Genomic DNA, 14,474 nt, shown 5'->3' on the forward strand with positions numbered 1-14,474 from the left:
GCTCCCTCGGGAGCCGCCGGGGCCGAGCGCCCTCAGCGGAGGTGCTCGACGTCCCCCGCCGATACCGTCAGGGTGCCGCCCGTGGGCAGATCGACGACGAGGGATCCGTCGTCGGCAAGCTCACGGGCGCGCCCGTCCACCACCTCGCCGCCGGGCAGGTGCACGCGCACCTCGGTGCCGAGCGTGAGCGAGTGCCGCGCCACGCGGGCGCGTGCGGCGCCGGGGTGCACGGCGGCGAGTTCGATCAGCCGCAGCAGCTCGGCCGCATAGGCCGCCAGCACCCGGTCGGCCAGGTCCTGCCCGGCCGGATCGGCGAGGGTGGGCGCGGGCGGGTGCGGCCAGTGCTCCGGATCCGGGCCCGTCGCGCCTCGATCCGCACCGGGATCCTCATCCCGATCCCGCGCCCCGGGTTCCGCCGCGACTCCGCCGGGCACGTCGGCGCCGGCCGAGAGCAGCGAAGCGGCCCGCCCCGTCGGCAGGTCCTCCTCCGGGATGAGCAGGTTGATCCCCGTGCCCACGATCACCGTCTCGGGATCGATCATCTCGCAGAGGATCCCGCACAGCTTCAGCCCGGGCCGGCCCGCGATCGCGTCGTCCTCGTCGCGCACGTGCACGTCGTTCGGCCACTTCACGCCGACGCGCATGCGATCGCCGAAGTACGGCTGCAGGGCGGTCGCGATGGCGGATCCCGTCAGCAGCGGAAGCCAGCCCACCCCGAGACCGCTCCGCCCGAATCCTCGCACGAGCAGGGAGGCGGCCACCGCGGTGTCCGGCGGGGTGACCCAGCCGCGGTCGAGCCGGCCGCGGCCGGCGGTCTGGTTCGCGGTCGCGAGCAGCGTGCCGTGCGGCAGCTCCTGCGGTTCGTGCGGTTCGCGCGGCTCCTGCGGTTCGCGCGGCTCCTGCGGTTCGCGCAGCTCCTGCGGCGTCGCCTCGCCTCGCCCCCCGCCGCCGGCCGACCGGCGCAGCGCGCCGGGATCCCGCATCGCGCGCGCATGCCCCCGGCCCGCCACCAGTTCGCGCAGCTCCGCGTTGGTCGACGGCGAGCTCTCGCGCCAGATCACGGTCGGCAGCAGCTCGCGCGTTCGCGTCAGTTCCATGCGCTCCACGCTACCGGCTGGTCGCGCCGCGCTCATCGGCGGGATCCGCCGCCCGCCCGTCATGCAGGAGAAAACCAGTCATGCAGGATCGGAACCCCCGAAGCCATCCGCGCCGGTGGGTATCTCCTGCACGAGCGGCGCGCGCCAGCGAGGAGCAAGCGGCACGTCGCGCACACGTAGTAGGGATTCCACCAAGGTTCTCCGATTCCGTTGGAGAGGTTCAGGAGCGTGCGGCGCACACCCCGCGCTAGGCTGGCATGCGTGACTGGAGACAACGCCACCGCAGCAGCGGCCGAGACGCTCGCGACCACCGCCGGCCGCATCGCCGACCACCGCCGCAAGTACCAGGAGGCCGTGGGCGACCGCGACGCCGCCGCCGCCGCCAAGCAGCATCCGCGAGGCAAGATGACCGCCCGCGAGCGGATCGCCGCGCTGGTCGATCCGGGCTCGTTCGTCGAGTTCGACAAGTACGTGCGGCACCGCACCCACGCGTTCGGCATGGAGGGCAGCCGCCCCTTCGGCGACTCGGTCGTCACCGGAGCCGGCACCATCCACGGCAGGCAGGTCGTCGTCTACGCGCAGGACTTCACGACGTTCGGCGGTTCGCTCGGCGAGGTCGCCGGCGAGAAGATCGTCAAGGCCATGGAGTTCGCGCTCAAGACCGGTGCCCCGATCCTCGGCATCCTCGACTCCGGCGGGGCGCGCATCCAGGAGGGCGTGGTCGCGCTCAGCAAGTACGCGAACATCTTCCGGCTCAACACCGCGTGCTCCGGCGTGATCCCGCAGATCTCCATCGTCATGGGCCCGTCCGCGGGCGGCGCGGTCTACTCGCCCGCGCTCACCGACTTCGTGATCATGGTCGACCAGACGAGCCACATGTTCGTCACGGGCCCCGACGTCATCAAGACCGTGACGGGCGAAGAGGTGGGCTTCGAAGAGCTCGGCGGCGCCCTCACGCACAACAAGACGAGCGGCGTGAGCCACTACCTCGCGAGCGACGAGCTCGACGCGCTCGACTACGCTCGGACGCTCATCAGCTACCTGCCCGACAACAACCTCGCCGAGGCTCCCGTCTACGACAGCGACACGGCGCTCGAGATCACGGACGCCGACCGCAGGCTGAACACGGTCATCCCGGACAGCCCCAACCAGCCGTACGACATGAAGTCGATCATCGAGACGATCCTCGACGGCGGCGACTTCCTCGAGGTGCAGCCGCTGTTCGCCCCCAACATCCTCATCGGCTTCGGCCGCGTCGAGGGCCGCACGGTCGGCATCGTCGCGAACCAGCCAAACCAGATGGCGGGCACGCTCAACATCGACGCGAGCGAGAAGGCCGCGCGCTTCGTGCGGTTCTGCGACGCGTTCTCGATCCCGATCCTCACCCTCGTCGATGTGCCGGGCTACCTGCCGGGCACCGACCAGGAGTTCCAGGGCGTGATCCGCCGCGGCGCGAAGCTGCTCTACGCCTACGCCGAGGCGACGGTGCCGCTCGTCACGATCATCACGCGCAAGGCGTACGGCGGCGCGTACATCGTGATGGGATCCAAGCAGATGGGCGCCGACTTCAACATCGCGTGGCCCACCGCCGAGATCGCGGTGATGGGCGGCGCCGGCGCCGTCAACATCCTCTACCGCAAGGAGCTGGCCGCCGCCGCCGAGCGCGGCGAGGACGTGGAGGCGCTGCGCGCCGAGCTGACCGCGAAGTACACCGCCGACGTCTCGAGCCCGTTCCTCGCCGCCGAGCGCGGCGAGCTCGACAATGTGCTCGAGCCCGCGGGCACCCGCCTCGCCGTCATCAAGGCGCTGCGCGGCCTGCGCGGCAAGCGCGACGAGCTGCCGGCCAAGAAGCACGGCAACATCCCGCTCTGACCGTGGACGGCCGCTCATCCCGCAAGCTCGATGGGCCGCCTGCGTCGCTGGAGCTTGTCGAGACCTCAGGAGGTGCCATGGGCGAGTACGACGCGCCGCTGCCGCCGGATGCCGCAGAGCGCGACGCCGCCAGACGCGAAGGACTCGGCGAGCAGGACGACACCCTGCACGGCGAGGACATCCGCTTCACCACGAAGCGGGTGAGCGCCGAGGAGCGCGCGGCGGTGATCGCGGTGCTCACCCGCGTGCGCGAGGAGGAGACCCGGCAGGCCAAGCGGGTGGAGCGTCGGGATCGCGAGCCGTGGGCCCGCTCCCAGCGCGTCCCCGAGGGCATCGGCGATCTGCTCGCCGAGGCCTGACCCCCCGCACCGGACATCTCCAGCCCCGCTTCGGTTCTTCGACGCGCGTCAGTTGTTGTCCTCTCGCGCGGGTTGAGGCAGCATCAACTGGCGCGCGAAGATCCCTGGGGCGGCGCCGGGTAGGCTGAACGGCATGGAGGAATCCCGGGCCGAACGCGAACTGCGCGACCTCATGCGGCGCGGCGTCGACCTCGACTTCCGCCCGCAGGGCGCGCTCGCCGAGCTGCCGCTGCGGCGCTCGGCGGTGCTCATCTTGTTCGGCGCCCTCGACCGGGTTCCGGCCCGCTCCTCGTTTCCGGCGGTGGCGCCCGAACTCGATGTGCTGCTCACCCGCCGCGCCGATCGCATGCGGCACCACGCGGGGCAGATCGCCTTCCCCGGCGGCGGGGCCGAGCCCGGCGACCGGGACTCGGCGACGACGGCGCTGCGCGAAGCCTCCGAGGAGACCGGGCTCGATCCCGCGGGCGTCGACGTGCTGGGCGCACTGCCCGAGGTGCACATTCCGGTGAGCAACAACCTGGTCACCCCCGTCGTGGGGTGGTGGCGTCTGCCGAGCCCCGTCGCCGCGGATCGCACCGAGTCCGTCGAGGTCTACCGGGTGCCGGTGGCCGAGCTGCTGGATCCCGCGGCGCGCGGCACGTCGGTGCTGCGCCGGGAGGGGATGACGCACCGCGGTGCGGCGTTCCGGCTCGCGCCGCACCTCGGCGGGCGCATCGTGTGGGGCTTCACGGGGATCCTGCTCGCCACGCTCTTCGACGAGCTCGGCTGGAGCCGCCCGTGGGATCCGGGTCGGGAGCTCCCGGTGCTGCCGTAGGAGCGCGCGCTCGGAGGGGCCGCACGGGATGGATCCTGCGACTCCGGCTCGTTCCTCGCCTCCGCGCAGGATGACCAGGGGAGGACGCACACTCACGCAGGATGACCAGGACAGGCCGCGCACTCACGCAGGATGACCAGGACAGGCCGCGCACTCACGCAGGATGACCAGGGGAGGCCGCGCACTCACGCAGGACCGCCGAGGGCGGAACCGCTAGGCGTGGCGGGCGCCCTCCTGCGGGAAGACGGTATCCGTGTCGCCGAGCTGCAGCGCGAGGGCCGTCGCCTGCGCGGCGTCCTCGAGGTTGAGCGCCCGGCGGTAGGCCATGCCGACGGAGTCGGCCACGACGGAGCAGCCGTGATGCTGCATGATCACGCAGTCGTGCTCGCGCAGCTGCTCGGCCGCGGTGTCGGCGAGCTCATCGGTGCCGTTGTGGTAGAACGGCGTCACGCCGATCGAGCCGAGGTAGTAGGCGTGGTCGAGCGTCAGCAGGCGGACCGGCTGACCGATGCTCGCCAGTACCACGGCGGTGCGGGGGTGCAGATGCAGCACGCACTCGGCGTCCGGGCGCGCCCGGTAGGCCCGATGGTGCAGCTTCCACTCGCTCGAGGGGGCCTTCGCGCCCGGCGGGACGGATCCGGACTCGTCGTCGGCGAGGGTGAGCACCGCGAAGTCGTCCGGCGTGAGCCGATCGAGCCAGGTGCCGCTGCCCGTCACCACGAACGTGTCGTCGGAGATGCGCGCGGAGAGGTTGCCCGCACTCGCGAGCACGAGTCCGCGGCCGACGGCGTCGCGCCCCACCTCGATGAGCTCCTGCACCAGACGATCCCGATTGCGCGTCATCTCACGATCCTGCTGTTCTTCCACTCCTCAACGCTACCGCGTGGAGGCGCAGCCCCGCACACGGGGGATCACGCGCGCACGAGGGATCACGCGCACACGGGGGATCACCCGCGCACGGGGGATCACGCAGGCGCGCGGGGTCGCGCAGACGCGGGCGATCACGCGGGCCTGCCGGTGAGCGCCCGATGCGTCGTCACGGCCTGCTGATCGCTCAGCGAGGCCACGTAGTCGAGGATCGCCCGGGCGCGCCCCTGCCTGCGCAGGCCCGCATCGCTCGTGTCCCCGATCAGCAGCTCGGGCCGCTCCCGCCGCAGGGCGAAGCTCGCACCGGTCGCATCCTCGACCCACTCGAGCAGCCGCCGCGGCGCCCGCCCGGAATCGACGGGATCCTGCAGCCACTGGTCGAAGCCGAGCACGAGCTCCTCCACCACCCTCGCCTGCCCGCGCTGCGTCTGCCCGAGGTCAGGACGCTCCAGCACGAAGTGCGCGTGCACGAACTTCAGCACCATCACCTCGTGCCACGCCTGCTGATCGAGCCGCACGTGCCCGCCCCGGACATCGGGGTGTTCCTCGACGACGATCGAGGTGCGCAGGTGCTCGATCCACCGCCGGGTGAAGCTCGAGACCGCTCGCTCGCTGTCGATCCCGCCGTCGTAGGGCGCAGCGAGCAGCGCCTCCCCCACCTCGGCGCTCACCCGCGCCACCGCGGCCCCGAACGCCTCGCGGTCGGCGATCCAGGCGTCCTTGCTCCGCAGTCGGCGCCACAGCAGTTCGAGAGACCGCCCCGGCGCCCGCCACGAGGCGAGGAGCTCGCCGATCTCCTCGGCGGCGAAGGACGCGGAGTGCTCCAGCCAGGCACGCAGCTCGCCCGCCACCGCGGCCTGCTGCAGCACCCCCGCCCGGGTGAAGTCGTCGAGGTCGTGCACGGCGTATGCGATGTCGTCGGCCAGGTCCATGACGGCGCACTCGACCGTCTGCACCCCCTCGCGGATCCCCGGGAACGCCGCGCGGGCGTGCTCCATCTCGATCGCCTCGAGCGCGTACGCGGAGAACTTCTCGGCCCCCTCCGCCGCGTCGGTACCGACGCCCCGCGGTCGATCCTGCGGCGCCAAGCGCTCCGCGGTCACGCCGATCCAGGCCGATCGCGTCCAGGGGTACTTGAGTGTCGCCGCACGGGTGGCCGCCGTGAGGTTGAGCCCGGGGAAGTCGCGGCCCAGGGTGTCGAGCCGGGTGAGGATGCGGAAGCTCTGCGCGTTGCCCTCGAAGCCCTCGGCCAGCCCGAGGCGGTCGCGCGCCACCCGGTCGAGCACCCGCTCCCCGAGGTGGCCGAAGGGCGGGTGGCCGAGGTCGTGGGCGTGGGCCGCGGCCTGCGCGACGATCGTGTCGCATCCGCCGAGCCGTGCGAGAACGGCGCCGGTCTCATCGTCCTCGCTCCGCTCGCCTCGGACGAATGCCGCGTGCCGCGCCTCCTGCCCCGCGAGCTGCGCGGCGATCACCCGTGCGACGGCGCTCACCTTGAGCGAGTGGGTGAGTCGATTGTGCATCACCGGCCCGACGCCCGACTGCGGCACCACCTGGGTGACGTCCGAGAGCCGCGCGAAGTAGGAGGAGAAGCGGATGCGCTCGAGATCGACGCGATATTCCTGGGGGCTGCGCGTGCCGGGCGCGCCGTCAGCGTCGTCGACGGCGGCGGAGCGGTGCTGGGAGGAGACGTGCTCGACGTATCGGCGCGCCTCGCGCGGCTCGGGCGGCTCGGACACCTCGCGCGGCTCGGGCGCCTCGATCCCGCGCTCCACCGGGCGTCGGCCGTGATCCTCCTGAGCCTGTGCGGTCATGGGCCTATTCAATCATCCGCCCGACGCCCGGCAGCGCAGCACCGTGTGTAGTGTGAGAACGGCGAAGGAGGTCGGGATGAGCGGCGCGGATCGGGCGAGCGGCGAGCCGGAGTGCTCGGAACGGATCGGATCGGATCCGCCGGGCACCCCCGAGCGCGACAGCGACGGCGACGGCACCGCCGAACGCGACGGCGACGGCACCCCCGAGCGCGACGGCAACGGCACCCCCGAGCCCGGCGGCAATCGCACCCGCGCCGAGAACGTGCCCGCCATCGAGCGGGCGAGCGGGCGGGGCTGGGGCGAGTGGGTGGCGCTCTTCGAAGCCCGACGCGCCGGCGCGCTGGGGCACGGCGAGATCGTGCGGATCGCGCGTTCGGCGATGCCCGCCGAACTGCAGAACCCGGACTGGTGGGCGCAGGCCACCGCAATCGCCTACGAGCAGCACGCGGGGCTGCGGGTGCCGGGACAGTCCTCGAGGGGCGACTTCCGGGTGAGCGCCAGCCGCACGCTGCCGCTCGACCGCGACGCGGCGATCGAGGCCTGGGCGGCGACGCATGGCGCACGCACCGAGCATCTCGGGCACACCCCGGGGCCGCCGCGTCGCTCCCGCACCGAGAAGCGCAGTTTTTGGCGTTTCGCCCTCGACGGGGCGGGCCGGGTGGAGGTGTCCGCCACGCCGAAGGGCGAGAAGACATCGCTCGGGGTGAACCACGACGGCCTCGCAGACGGAGAGCGCATCGAGGAGTGGCGCGCGCACTGGAAGTCGCTGCTGGCCGAGCTCTGAGCGGGGTACGCCGAGCCACGCCGAGCCACGGGGTCCACGGCGGCGCATGGCGATCAACGGCGCGCTGCCGGTCGCCCGCGCAGCAGGGGCGCGGATCGACTGGGTACGCTGAGCATCGAGCATCCGGAGGAGCGAGCATGAGCGACAGGATCGGCATCGTCTGGAATCCGTCGAAGGTGGAGGAGGCGGATCTGCGGCGCGCCGTGGAGGGCGCGATCGAGCGCGTGTTCCCCGGCACGCGGGAGCGGCCCGAATGCCTCTGGTTCGAGACGACCGAGGACGATCCCGGCCAGGGCGCCGCGGGCGACGCGCTGGCGCGCGGATGCGACGTGGTGGTCGCCGCCGGCGGAGACGGCACGGTGCGCGCGGTGGCCGAGCGGCTGGGCGGATCGGGCACCCCGGAGGCCGAGCTGGGCGTCGTGCCGCTGGGAACCGGCAATCTGCTCGCCAGGAACCTCGGCATCCCGCTCGGTGATCCGCAGGCCGCGTTCGCACGCGTGCTGGAACGCGCGGGATCGCGGCTCGACCTCGGCGTGGTGCGCGTGCGCTCGACGCCAACGCACGACGATGCCGGAAGCGTCGATCCCGCGCGCGTCGAAGCCGGGCGCGACGATCCCGCGCGCGTCGAAGCCGGCGACGACGGATTCGACCGGCGCTACGGCTTCGTGGTGATGACCGGGTTCGGCATCGACGCCCAGATGATCACGGAGACGGACGACGAGCTCAAGGCGAGATCCGGCTGGCTCGCCTATGTCGAATCGCTCGGGCGCGCCGCGTCGGGCGCCGAGGTCGTGGAATTCGCGCTGCGTCTGGATGCGGAGAAGCCGCGCACGGAGACCGCCCACACGATGCTCGTGGCGAACTGCGGCAGCATTCAGGGCGGGATCACGCTGCTCCCCGACGCCGTTCCCGATGACGGTCGGCTCGATCTGCTCGTGCTACGCGCCGAGACCGCCGGGGCCTGGCTCGACACCATGAAGAACATGGTGTGGGACAACGGGGTGAAGCGGCTCATCTCCCGGGGCGGCGAAGCCGAAAGCTCCGGATCCACCGCCCATCTGCGCGCCCGCGCCGTGCGCGTGGATCTGCCCGTGCCGCTCGCATTCGAGGTCGACGGCGACGACGTGGGCGAGATCACGGCGTTCGAGGCCAGGATCCTGCCGGGCGCGCTCCGAGTGCGCTGAGCCGTCCAGCCGCTTCACCCCGGTCTCCAAGCGTCTTCAATGGGGCGCCTGTCAGGGTGGAACCACACAGCCCGATCCACCGCGCCCGCGTCAGGAGCCTCCCGTGCAGAAGTCCCAGAAGATCCTCATCGGCGCCGGAGCCGGCGTGCTCGCGCTCGCGGCCGTCGCCGCTCTGGCAGGTCCGGTCGTCTATCGCGACTTCATCGCTCCGCCCGCGGCGTCGGCGCCGACGCTGAGCGGCGACGAGAACATCCTGCCGGGCGAGTCGGCGGGCGAGGCCCTCGATCCCGCAACCCTCGTCGGGGTCTGGAACGTGGCCCAGGGATCAGAGGCCGGCTATCGCGTCGACGAGGTGCTGAACGGCACCGACGTGACCGTCACCGGGCGCACCGACCGGGTGGACGGCCGGTTCACCATCGGCGCGGACGGTCTCACCCTCGAGGCGGCCGAGCTGACGGTCGACGTCGCCTCGATCTCCACGGACAGCGCGCAGCGAGACGCCTACTTCCGCGACCAGGCGCTGCGCACCGACGAGTTCCCGACCGCCGCGTTCGCGCTCACCGAGCCCGTCGCGCTCGAGCAGGCCCCGAACGCCGGAGACGTGGTGCAGGCCGAGGCCACCGGCGACCTCACGATCGCGGGGGCCACCCGAACGGTCACGGCATCGGTCGAGGTGCGCTCGGACGGCACTACCGCTGAGATCGCCGGCTCGATCCCCATCGTCTTCGCCGACTTCGGCGTCGAGGCGCCCGATCTGGGCTTCGTGTCGGTCGAGGAGACCGGTTTCGTCGAATTCCAGCTCACCGCCGCCCGCCAGTAGCGCCGCGGCACCCGTCCCGCGCTCCATCGCCCCGCGTCGTCCTGCGCGAAGTCGCAGGATCCACGGTCCCGGCTCTCACGAGCGCTGCACTCCCGGGCGGGCGGACCGCCGATCTACTGCACCGACCAGCCGCCGTCCGAGGGCAGGATCGCGCCGTTGATGTTGACGCCGTCGTCGCTCAGCAGGAAGGCGATCGACGCGGCGAGGTGCTCGGGCGCCGCGACCGAGGGGATCGCCGACTGGAACGGGTGCAGCCGCGCGCTGCCCGTTTCTGAGACGTGCGCGGGGAAGGGGATCCCGGTCGCCACGCCGCCCGGCGCGACCGCGTTGACCCGCAGACCCTGCTGGGCGTACATGAACGCGGCGCTGCGCGTGAGCCCGACGACGCCGTGCTTGGAGACCGTGTAGGCGTTGCCCGAGGCGTTGCCCCGCAGACCGGCCTCCGACGAGACGTTCACGATCGAGCCGCTGCCCGCGGCGAGCATCACCGGCACGACCGCGCGCGTGAGCTTGAAGACGCCGGTGAGGTTGATCCCGATCACCCGGTCCCAGATCTCGTCGCTCGTCTCGTGGATGGGCGAGAAGTCGTCGTTCACCCCGGCGACGTTCGCGAGGCCGTCGATGCGCTCCCCGGCAGCGGCGATGATCCGATCGATGCCGACCTGCGTGGTGACGTCGGCGGCGACCGCTACGACCCGCCCCTCGGGCGCCGAGGCCGCGAACTCGGCGAGCCGGTCCTCGGAGATGTCGACCGCGATCACCCGACCGCCCTCGCGCACGATGCGCGACGCGGTGGCCCGCCCGATCCCTCCGGCGGCGCCGGTGACGATCACGGTCCGCCCCTCGAAGCGGCCGGGGGTGATCCGCTCCTGCCAGCCGCTCGGGCCGTCGTCCTCGGGGATCTCGCCCCCGTTCGCCGCCCGCACGAGGTCGTCCACGACCGACTGCGGCATGCGTCCCTGGCTCATCTCGACGAGCTGCTGCAGCGGGAGCGAGCGCACCGGATCGAGCGAGTTCGCGTCGGTGCCCGACTGGGCCAGCAGGTTGCGGATCAGCTCGCCCCCCTGCGGGTGGTCGAGCCAGTCGCCGATCGAGCTGTTGGCGGTGAGCTGGGACATGCGGGCCTCCTCGGTACGTGTGCGGCACTGCGGCGGAACCGGCACTCGGCGCGGCTCCGTGCACTCCACAGCGTATCCGACAACTGTCGGAGAAGCCAGGATTCCGTGCGCGCTCAGCCGACGAACCGCGACGGCGACGGCGACGATTCCGCGGCCTGGCAGAATCGGAACATGGATCCCAGAGCCGCACACACCCGCGCCCGCCTGCACCGCGCGGTGCTCGAGCTGGCGGCCGAACGCGAACTCGACGAGATCTCGGTCACGCAGCTCGTGACCCGGGCCGGAGTCAATCGCAGCAGCTACTATCAGCACTTCTCGAGCCGGGAGGAACTCCTCGCCAGCGCGCTCGAGACCGCCGAAGACGCTGCAGGCCGCGTGCGCACCCCCGTACGCATTCCGAGCACGGGCCGCGCCGCGCCGGCACTCGTGCGCTTCCTCGCGCACTTCGCCGAGCACGCCGCCGTCTACCGCCGAGCGCTCGGGCCCGACGGATCGGCGCTCGTCGCCTCGCGCGTGCGAGCGCGCACCGTCGATCTCGTGCGCGAGGGCATCGAGCTCTCGCGCACCCCGCGGACTGGCCTGCCGCTCGACATCGAGGCGGCGGGCACCGCGGGTGCGCTGCTCGGCGTCATCGAGGCCTGGATCGCGCGCGATCCTCTCCCCTCGCCGGACGTCGCCGCGGAGTGGATGTGGCGCATCCTCTCAGGTCCCGAGCATGGCACGCCGGGATCCCCGCCGCCTGCGGCCGCAGCCCACGGGCTGTCGGGATCCTAACCGTCCGCGAGGTCCGCGGCCGACGCGGGCAGCTTGCGCACCCTCGCCCTGCGGCGCTTCCGCTGCGGAATCATCGACCGCATCTCTTCGAGCTTGCCGAAGCAGAGCAGACGATCCTCCGCCTCCAGCACCACGTGCTTGCGCGGATTCGGGATCGCCTGCACGCCGCGGTGCAGCGTCAGCACGGTGATGTCGCGATCCCAGAGACCGAGATCGCCGAGTGTCTTGCCCACGTGTTCCGAGCCCGCGTGCATCGTGAGCTCGGCCACGCCGTAGCCCGTCGACACGCTCAGCCGCTGCCGCACGTCGATCTCGGGGAAGTCGACCTGATTCGCGATGTAGTCGATGATGGCGCCCGCCACGTCGAGCCCCGTGGCGGTCTCGATGCCCTGGAGGCCGGGCGAGGAATTGACCTCCATCACGAGCGGCCCGTCGTCGCCCTCGAGCATGTCGACCCCCGCGACGCGGAGCCCCATGATCTGCGCGGCGCGCACCGCCGCCTGCTCGTACGCCGGATCGAGCTGCACCGCCTCGACGGTGCCGCCCCGATGCACGTTCGAGCGGAACTCGTCCCCGCTCGCGATGCGCCGCATCGCCGCGACCACTCGATCCCCCACCACCAGCGCGCGGATGTCGCGCCCGCGGCTCTCGGCGATGAAGCGCTGGATCAGCACGTTCTGGCGAGTGGAGTGCAACGTCTCGATGATGGCCTCCGCCACCTTCACCTGCGGGGCGAGGATCACGCCGATGCCCTGCGTGCCCTCGAGCAGCTTGATCACCACCGGCGCACCGCCCACGCTCTCGATCGCAGCGCGCACGTCGGCGCGATTGCGCACGAAGGCCGTGGCCGGCATGTCGATACTGTGACGGGAGAGGATCTGTATCGCCCGCAGCTTGTCGCGGGCGTTGGAGATGCCGTTCGCCGTGTTCGGCGTGTAGACGTCCATCTGCTCGAACTGCCGCACGACGGCAGTGCCGAAGTAGGTGATGGAGCCGCCGATCCGCGGCAGGATCGCGTCGTAGTCGCTGAGCTGCTTGCCACGGTACAGCAGGTCGGGCTCCTCGGGCGTGGCGAGGTCGATCGCGAAGCGCAGGGTATTGAGCACCCGCGCCGTGTGGCCCCGGTCGGCCGCTGCCGCTTGCAGCCTCTGCGTGGAGTACGCGTGCGGGGCGCGCGAAAGAATCGCCAGTTTCACCGTGGTTCCCTGCCAAGATAGATGCGTGAGCGGACCCCACTATTCAAGCACCCCGACGGGCTGGCGTGAATGGGTGTCGCTGAACGGAATCGGCGTGCCCTGGATCAAGGCGAAGATCGACACGGGCGCGCAGACCTCGGCGCTGCACGCGACGGAGATCACGGAGTTCGTGCGCGACGGCGCGCCGTGGGTGCGCTTCGAGGTGCAGCCCTGGCAGGTCACCGACGACGACGCGGTCGCCGTCGAACTGCCGGTGCACGACCGGCGCACCGTGCGCAGCTCCTCCGGGCACGCGCAGGAGCGACCGGTGGTGCTCATGGAGATCGGGATCGCCGGCCGCACGATCGAGGCGGAGGTGACCCTGACCGACCGCGAGGAGATGGTCTTCCGCATGCTGATCGGACGAGAGGCGCTGCGCCGGGGCTTCGTCGTCGACTCGGCCGCGTCGTTCCTGGGGGGCAAGCCGCCCCGCGCGATCCGCCGTCGCAATCGCGGGGCATAGGCGTCCCGCACCCCCGGGGCCCCGGCGCCCCGGCGCCCCGGCGCCCCAGGGCCCCCGCGCCCGATCCTCCCTATCCCGCCGCCGCTCAGTGTTGCCGAATCGTCCATGCGCGCGCAGAATACCGACGATTCGCGCACACTCGATTCTCCAGGAAGCTACGCTGAGGGCATGAGCGGCAGCGACCTCGAACTCATCCCGGCGGGCACGGAGTTCACCCCCGAGCAGATCACCCACTACGCCGACCCGGACACGCGATCCCTCGAGCAGGCCGTGCTCGACGCCGACGTGCTCGTGAGCGCCCCGCACGCCGGCGCGGCGATCCCCGAGGAGGTCGCCGAGTTCCTCTCGCCCGCCCTGACCCGGCGCCTGCAGTACGACTTCAGCGACGTCTCCACCGCCGCGGTCGTCGTGCGGTGGGCCGAGATCGATCCTCGGATCGTCGCCGTCGTCAACCCGCACCCTCGGCTCATCCGCGACCCCAACCGCGCAAAGCCCGCCGACGTGCGCGCCGACCTCACCGCCGCGCTCGAGCGCGTGCGCGCCGCCGGCGCCTGGCAGCCGGTCGATCTGACCGGTGTCGACGCGATCCGACCGGTCACCTTCTCGTTCTTCCCGATCCTCGAGGTGCCCGGCACGGACGACGGGATCGCCCGCCTCGTCGATGCCTTCGCGCGAACCGCGGAGCAGGGGCTCGGCGTCTACGAGCGCACCCGCGACGCGCTCACCGAGATGTTCCTCGCGAACGGGCTGGAGCGCGGGGGCAGCATCACCCGGCTGTCGTTCCACGACACCATGAACACGACGACGACCCGAGAAGGCGCCGTAAGCGTCGCGCGCGCCGAACGCGACATGCTCCCCGACGTGGTGGCCCTGTCGAACCGCGGCGACCACCGGGGTGAGCCGCGGGATCCCGCCGATCCGCCGACCATGGACGGAGCCGCGCTGCGTCGCCTGGCCGACGCGCACCGCGACGGCTTCGAGGTCGCGGATCCCGGCGCCGTGCGCCTCAACCAGCCGTACCTCGGCAGCCAGGAGATCCTCGCTGCGGGCGCGCGGTTCCGCGCCCTCGCGCGAGAGGCCGGCGAAGCGGGCCTCGGCCTCGGCGCGGTGCAGGCCGAGTTCCTGCGCGAGTACCTGCTGGGCCCCGAGGCCACTGCACAGCTGCGCGATCCCGGATCCGACTGGGTGGATGAGGATCCCGCGCGCGTGGATGCGCTCGCCCACGCGTGCAAGCGGGCCTGGGACGCGTTCCGCGACGGCGGAGCCTGATCCGCAG

14 protein-coding genes are annotated in these 14,474 nt (G+C 72.1%); 9 read left to right on the plus strand and 5 right to left on the minus strand.

Translation table 11 applies throughout. The annotated features are described in order from the left end of the window. Positions 1–32: 32 nt before the first annotated feature. Positions 33–1,097 (minus strand): biotin--[acetyl-CoA-carboxylase] ligase, encoded by a 1,065-nt coding sequence (locus tag EVS81_RS07395; RefSeq protein WP_240740031.1) that lies wholly within the window; start codon positions 1,095–1,097, stop codon positions 33–35. Between the two features lie 261 nt (positions 1,098–1,358). Between EVS81_RS07395 and EVS81_RS07405 the strand changes: the two genes are divergently transcribed. The 3 genes from EVS81_RS07405 to EVS81_RS07415 all read left to right on the plus strand — a co-directional run bounded on the left by EVS81_RS07405 (position 1,359) and on the right by EVS81_RS07415 (position 4,142). Beyond that, positions 1,359–2,969 (plus strand): acyl-CoA carboxylase subunit beta, encoded by a 1,611-nt coding sequence (locus EVS81_RS07405; protein ID WP_130109810.1) that lies wholly within the window; start codon positions 1,359–1,361, stop codon positions 2,967–2,969. 77 nt (positions 2,970–3,046) lie between these two features. Next, positions 3,047–3,328, plus strand: a complete 282-nt coding sequence (locus EVS81_RS07410) for a hypothetical protein (RefSeq protein ID WP_130109811.1) — start codon at positions 3,047–3,049, stop codon at positions 3,326–3,328. A gap of 133 nt (positions 3,329–3,461) precedes the next feature. After that, entirely contained in the window at positions 3,462–4,142 is a 681-nt protein-coding gene (locus tag EVS81_RS07415; RefSeq protein ID WP_130109812.1) for an NUDIX hydrolase, read from the plus strand. Positions 4,143–4,355: 213 nt separating this feature from the next. On the opposite strand, the gene EVS81_RS07420 is transcribed toward EVS81_RS07415, so the two are convergent. Both EVS81_RS07420 and EVS81_RS07425 read right to left on the minus strand, forming a co-directional pair. Beyond that, complete coding sequence (locus tag EVS81_RS07420; protein WP_240740032.1) at positions 4,356–5,009, minus strand: class II aldolase/adducin family protein; 654 nt, start codon at positions 5,007–5,009, stop codon at positions 4,356–4,358. A gap of 134 nt (positions 5,010–5,143) precedes the next feature. Then, positions 5,144–6,820 carry a deoxyguanosinetriphosphate triphosphohydrolase family protein gene (locus EVS81_RS07425; RefSeq protein WP_130109813.1) on the minus strand — a complete coding sequence of 559 codons (1,677 nt, stop codon included), beginning with the start codon at positions 6,818–6,820 and terminating at the stop codon, positions 5,144–5,146. A gap of 76 nt (positions 6,821–6,896) precedes the next feature. Here EVS81_RS07425 and EVS81_RS07430 point away from each other — a divergent pair, with 76 nt between their 5' ends. From EVS81_RS07430 to EVS81_RS07440, 3 genes are all read left to right on the plus strand, one after another. Continuing rightward, positions 6,897–7,604, plus strand: coding sequence for a hypothetical protein (locus EVS81_RS07430; RefSeq protein ID WP_240740033.1), 708 nt, complete (start codon positions 6,897–6,899; stop codon positions 7,602–7,604). 137 nt (positions 7,605–7,741) lie between these two features. Continuing rightward, the gene (locus EVS81_RS07435) at positions 7,742–8,788 is read left to right on the plus strand and encodes a diacylglycerol/lipid kinase family protein (RefSeq protein WP_130109814.1); all 1,047 of its coding nucleotides are present in this window, start codon (positions 7,742–7,744) and stop codon (positions 8,786–8,788) included. Between the two features lie 103 nt (positions 8,789–8,891). Beyond that, positions 8,892–9,608 (plus strand): YceI family protein, encoded by a 717-nt coding sequence (locus EVS81_RS07440; protein ID WP_130109815.1) that lies wholly within the window; start codon positions 8,892–8,894, stop codon positions 9,606–9,608. A gap of 113 nt (positions 9,609–9,721) precedes the next feature. Here the strand turns inward: EVS81_RS07440 and EVS81_RS07445 are convergent, their stop codons facing one another. After that, complete coding sequence (locus EVS81_RS07445) at positions 9,722–10,726, minus strand: SDR family NAD(P)-dependent oxidoreductase (RefSeq protein ID WP_130109816.1); 1,005 nt, start codon at positions 10,724–10,726, stop codon at positions 9,722–9,724. A 171-nt stretch (positions 10,727–10,897) separates the two neighbouring features. Between EVS81_RS07445 and EVS81_RS07450 the strand changes: the two genes are divergently transcribed. Further along, positions 10,898–11,500: a TetR/AcrR family transcriptional regulator gene (locus tag EVS81_RS07450; RefSeq protein ID WP_130109817.1), complete on the plus strand. Its 603-nt coding sequence runs from the start codon at positions 10,898–10,900 to the stop codon at positions 11,498–11,500. Here EVS81_RS07450 and EVS81_RS07455 read toward each other — a convergent pair. Further along, on the minus strand, positions 11,497–12,696 hold the full coding sequence (locus tag EVS81_RS07455; protein ID WP_130109818.1) for a RimK family alpha-L-glutamate ligase: 1,200 nt from the start codon (positions 12,694–12,696) through the stop codon (positions 11,497–11,499). The genes EVS81_RS07450 and EVS81_RS07455 overlap by 4 nt on opposite strands. A gap of 25 nt (positions 12,697–12,721) precedes the next feature. Between EVS81_RS07455 and EVS81_RS07460 the strand changes: the two genes are divergently transcribed. Next, positions 12,722–13,198 carry an ATP-dependent zinc protease family protein gene (locus EVS81_RS07460; RefSeq protein ID WP_165384207.1) on the plus strand — a complete coding sequence of 159 codons (477 nt, stop codon included), beginning with the start codon at positions 12,722–12,724 and terminating at the stop codon, positions 13,196–13,198. A 168-nt stretch (positions 13,199–13,366) separates the two neighbouring features. Next, positions 13,367–14,467 carry an N-formylglutamate amidohydrolase gene (locus tag EVS81_RS07465; RefSeq protein ID WP_130109819.1) on the plus strand — a complete coding sequence of 367 codons (1,101 nt, stop codon included), beginning with the start codon at positions 13,367–13,369 and terminating at the stop codon, positions 14,465–14,467. The last annotated feature ends 7 nt before the right edge of the window (positions 14,468–14,474 follow it).

It is taken from the genome of Leucobacter triazinivorans, from assembly GCF_004208635.1.
Taxonomy (GTDB): Bacteria; Actinomycetota; Actinomycetes; order Actinomycetales; family Microbacteriaceae; genus Leucobacter; species Leucobacter triazinivorans.

Bases quoted from the DNA above. Each gene is read 5' to 3' on its own strand.
- EVS81_RS07445 (WP_130109816.1), bottom strand. From the start codon at position 10,726: ATGTCCCAGCTCACCGCCAACAGCTCGATCGGCGACTGGCTCGACCAC.
- EVS81_RS07430 (WP_240740033.1), top strand. From the start codon at position 6,897: ATGAGCGGCGCGGATCGGGCGAGCGGCGAGCCGGAGTGCTCGGAACGG.
- EVS81_RS07410 (WP_130109811.1), top strand. From the start codon at position 3,047: ATGGGCGAGTACGACGCGCCGCTGCCGCCGGATGCCGCAGAGCGCGAC.
- EVS81_RS07395 (WP_240740031.1), bottom strand. From the start codon at position 1,097: ATGGAACTGACGCGAACGCGCGAGCTGCTGCCGACCGTGATCTGGCGC.
- EVS81_RS07435 (WP_130109814.1), top strand. From the start codon at position 7,742: ATGAGCGACAGGATCGGCATCGTCTGGAATCCGTCGAAGGTGGAGGAG.
- EVS81_RS07425 (WP_130109813.1), bottom strand. From the start codon at position 6,820: ATGACCGCACAGGCTCAGGAGGATCACGGCCGACGCCCGGTGGAGCGC.
- EVS81_RS07415 (WP_130109812.1), top strand. From the start codon at position 3,462: ATGGAGGAATCCCGGGCCGAACGCGAACTGCGCGACCTCATGCGGCGC.
- EVS81_RS07450 (WP_130109817.1), top strand. From the start codon at position 10,898: ATGGATCCCAGAGCCGCACACACCCGCGCCCGCCTGCACCGCGCGGTG.
- EVS81_RS07465 (WP_130109819.1), top strand. From the start codon at position 13,367: ATGAGCGGCAGCGACCTCGAACTCATCCCGGCGGGCACGGAGTTCACC.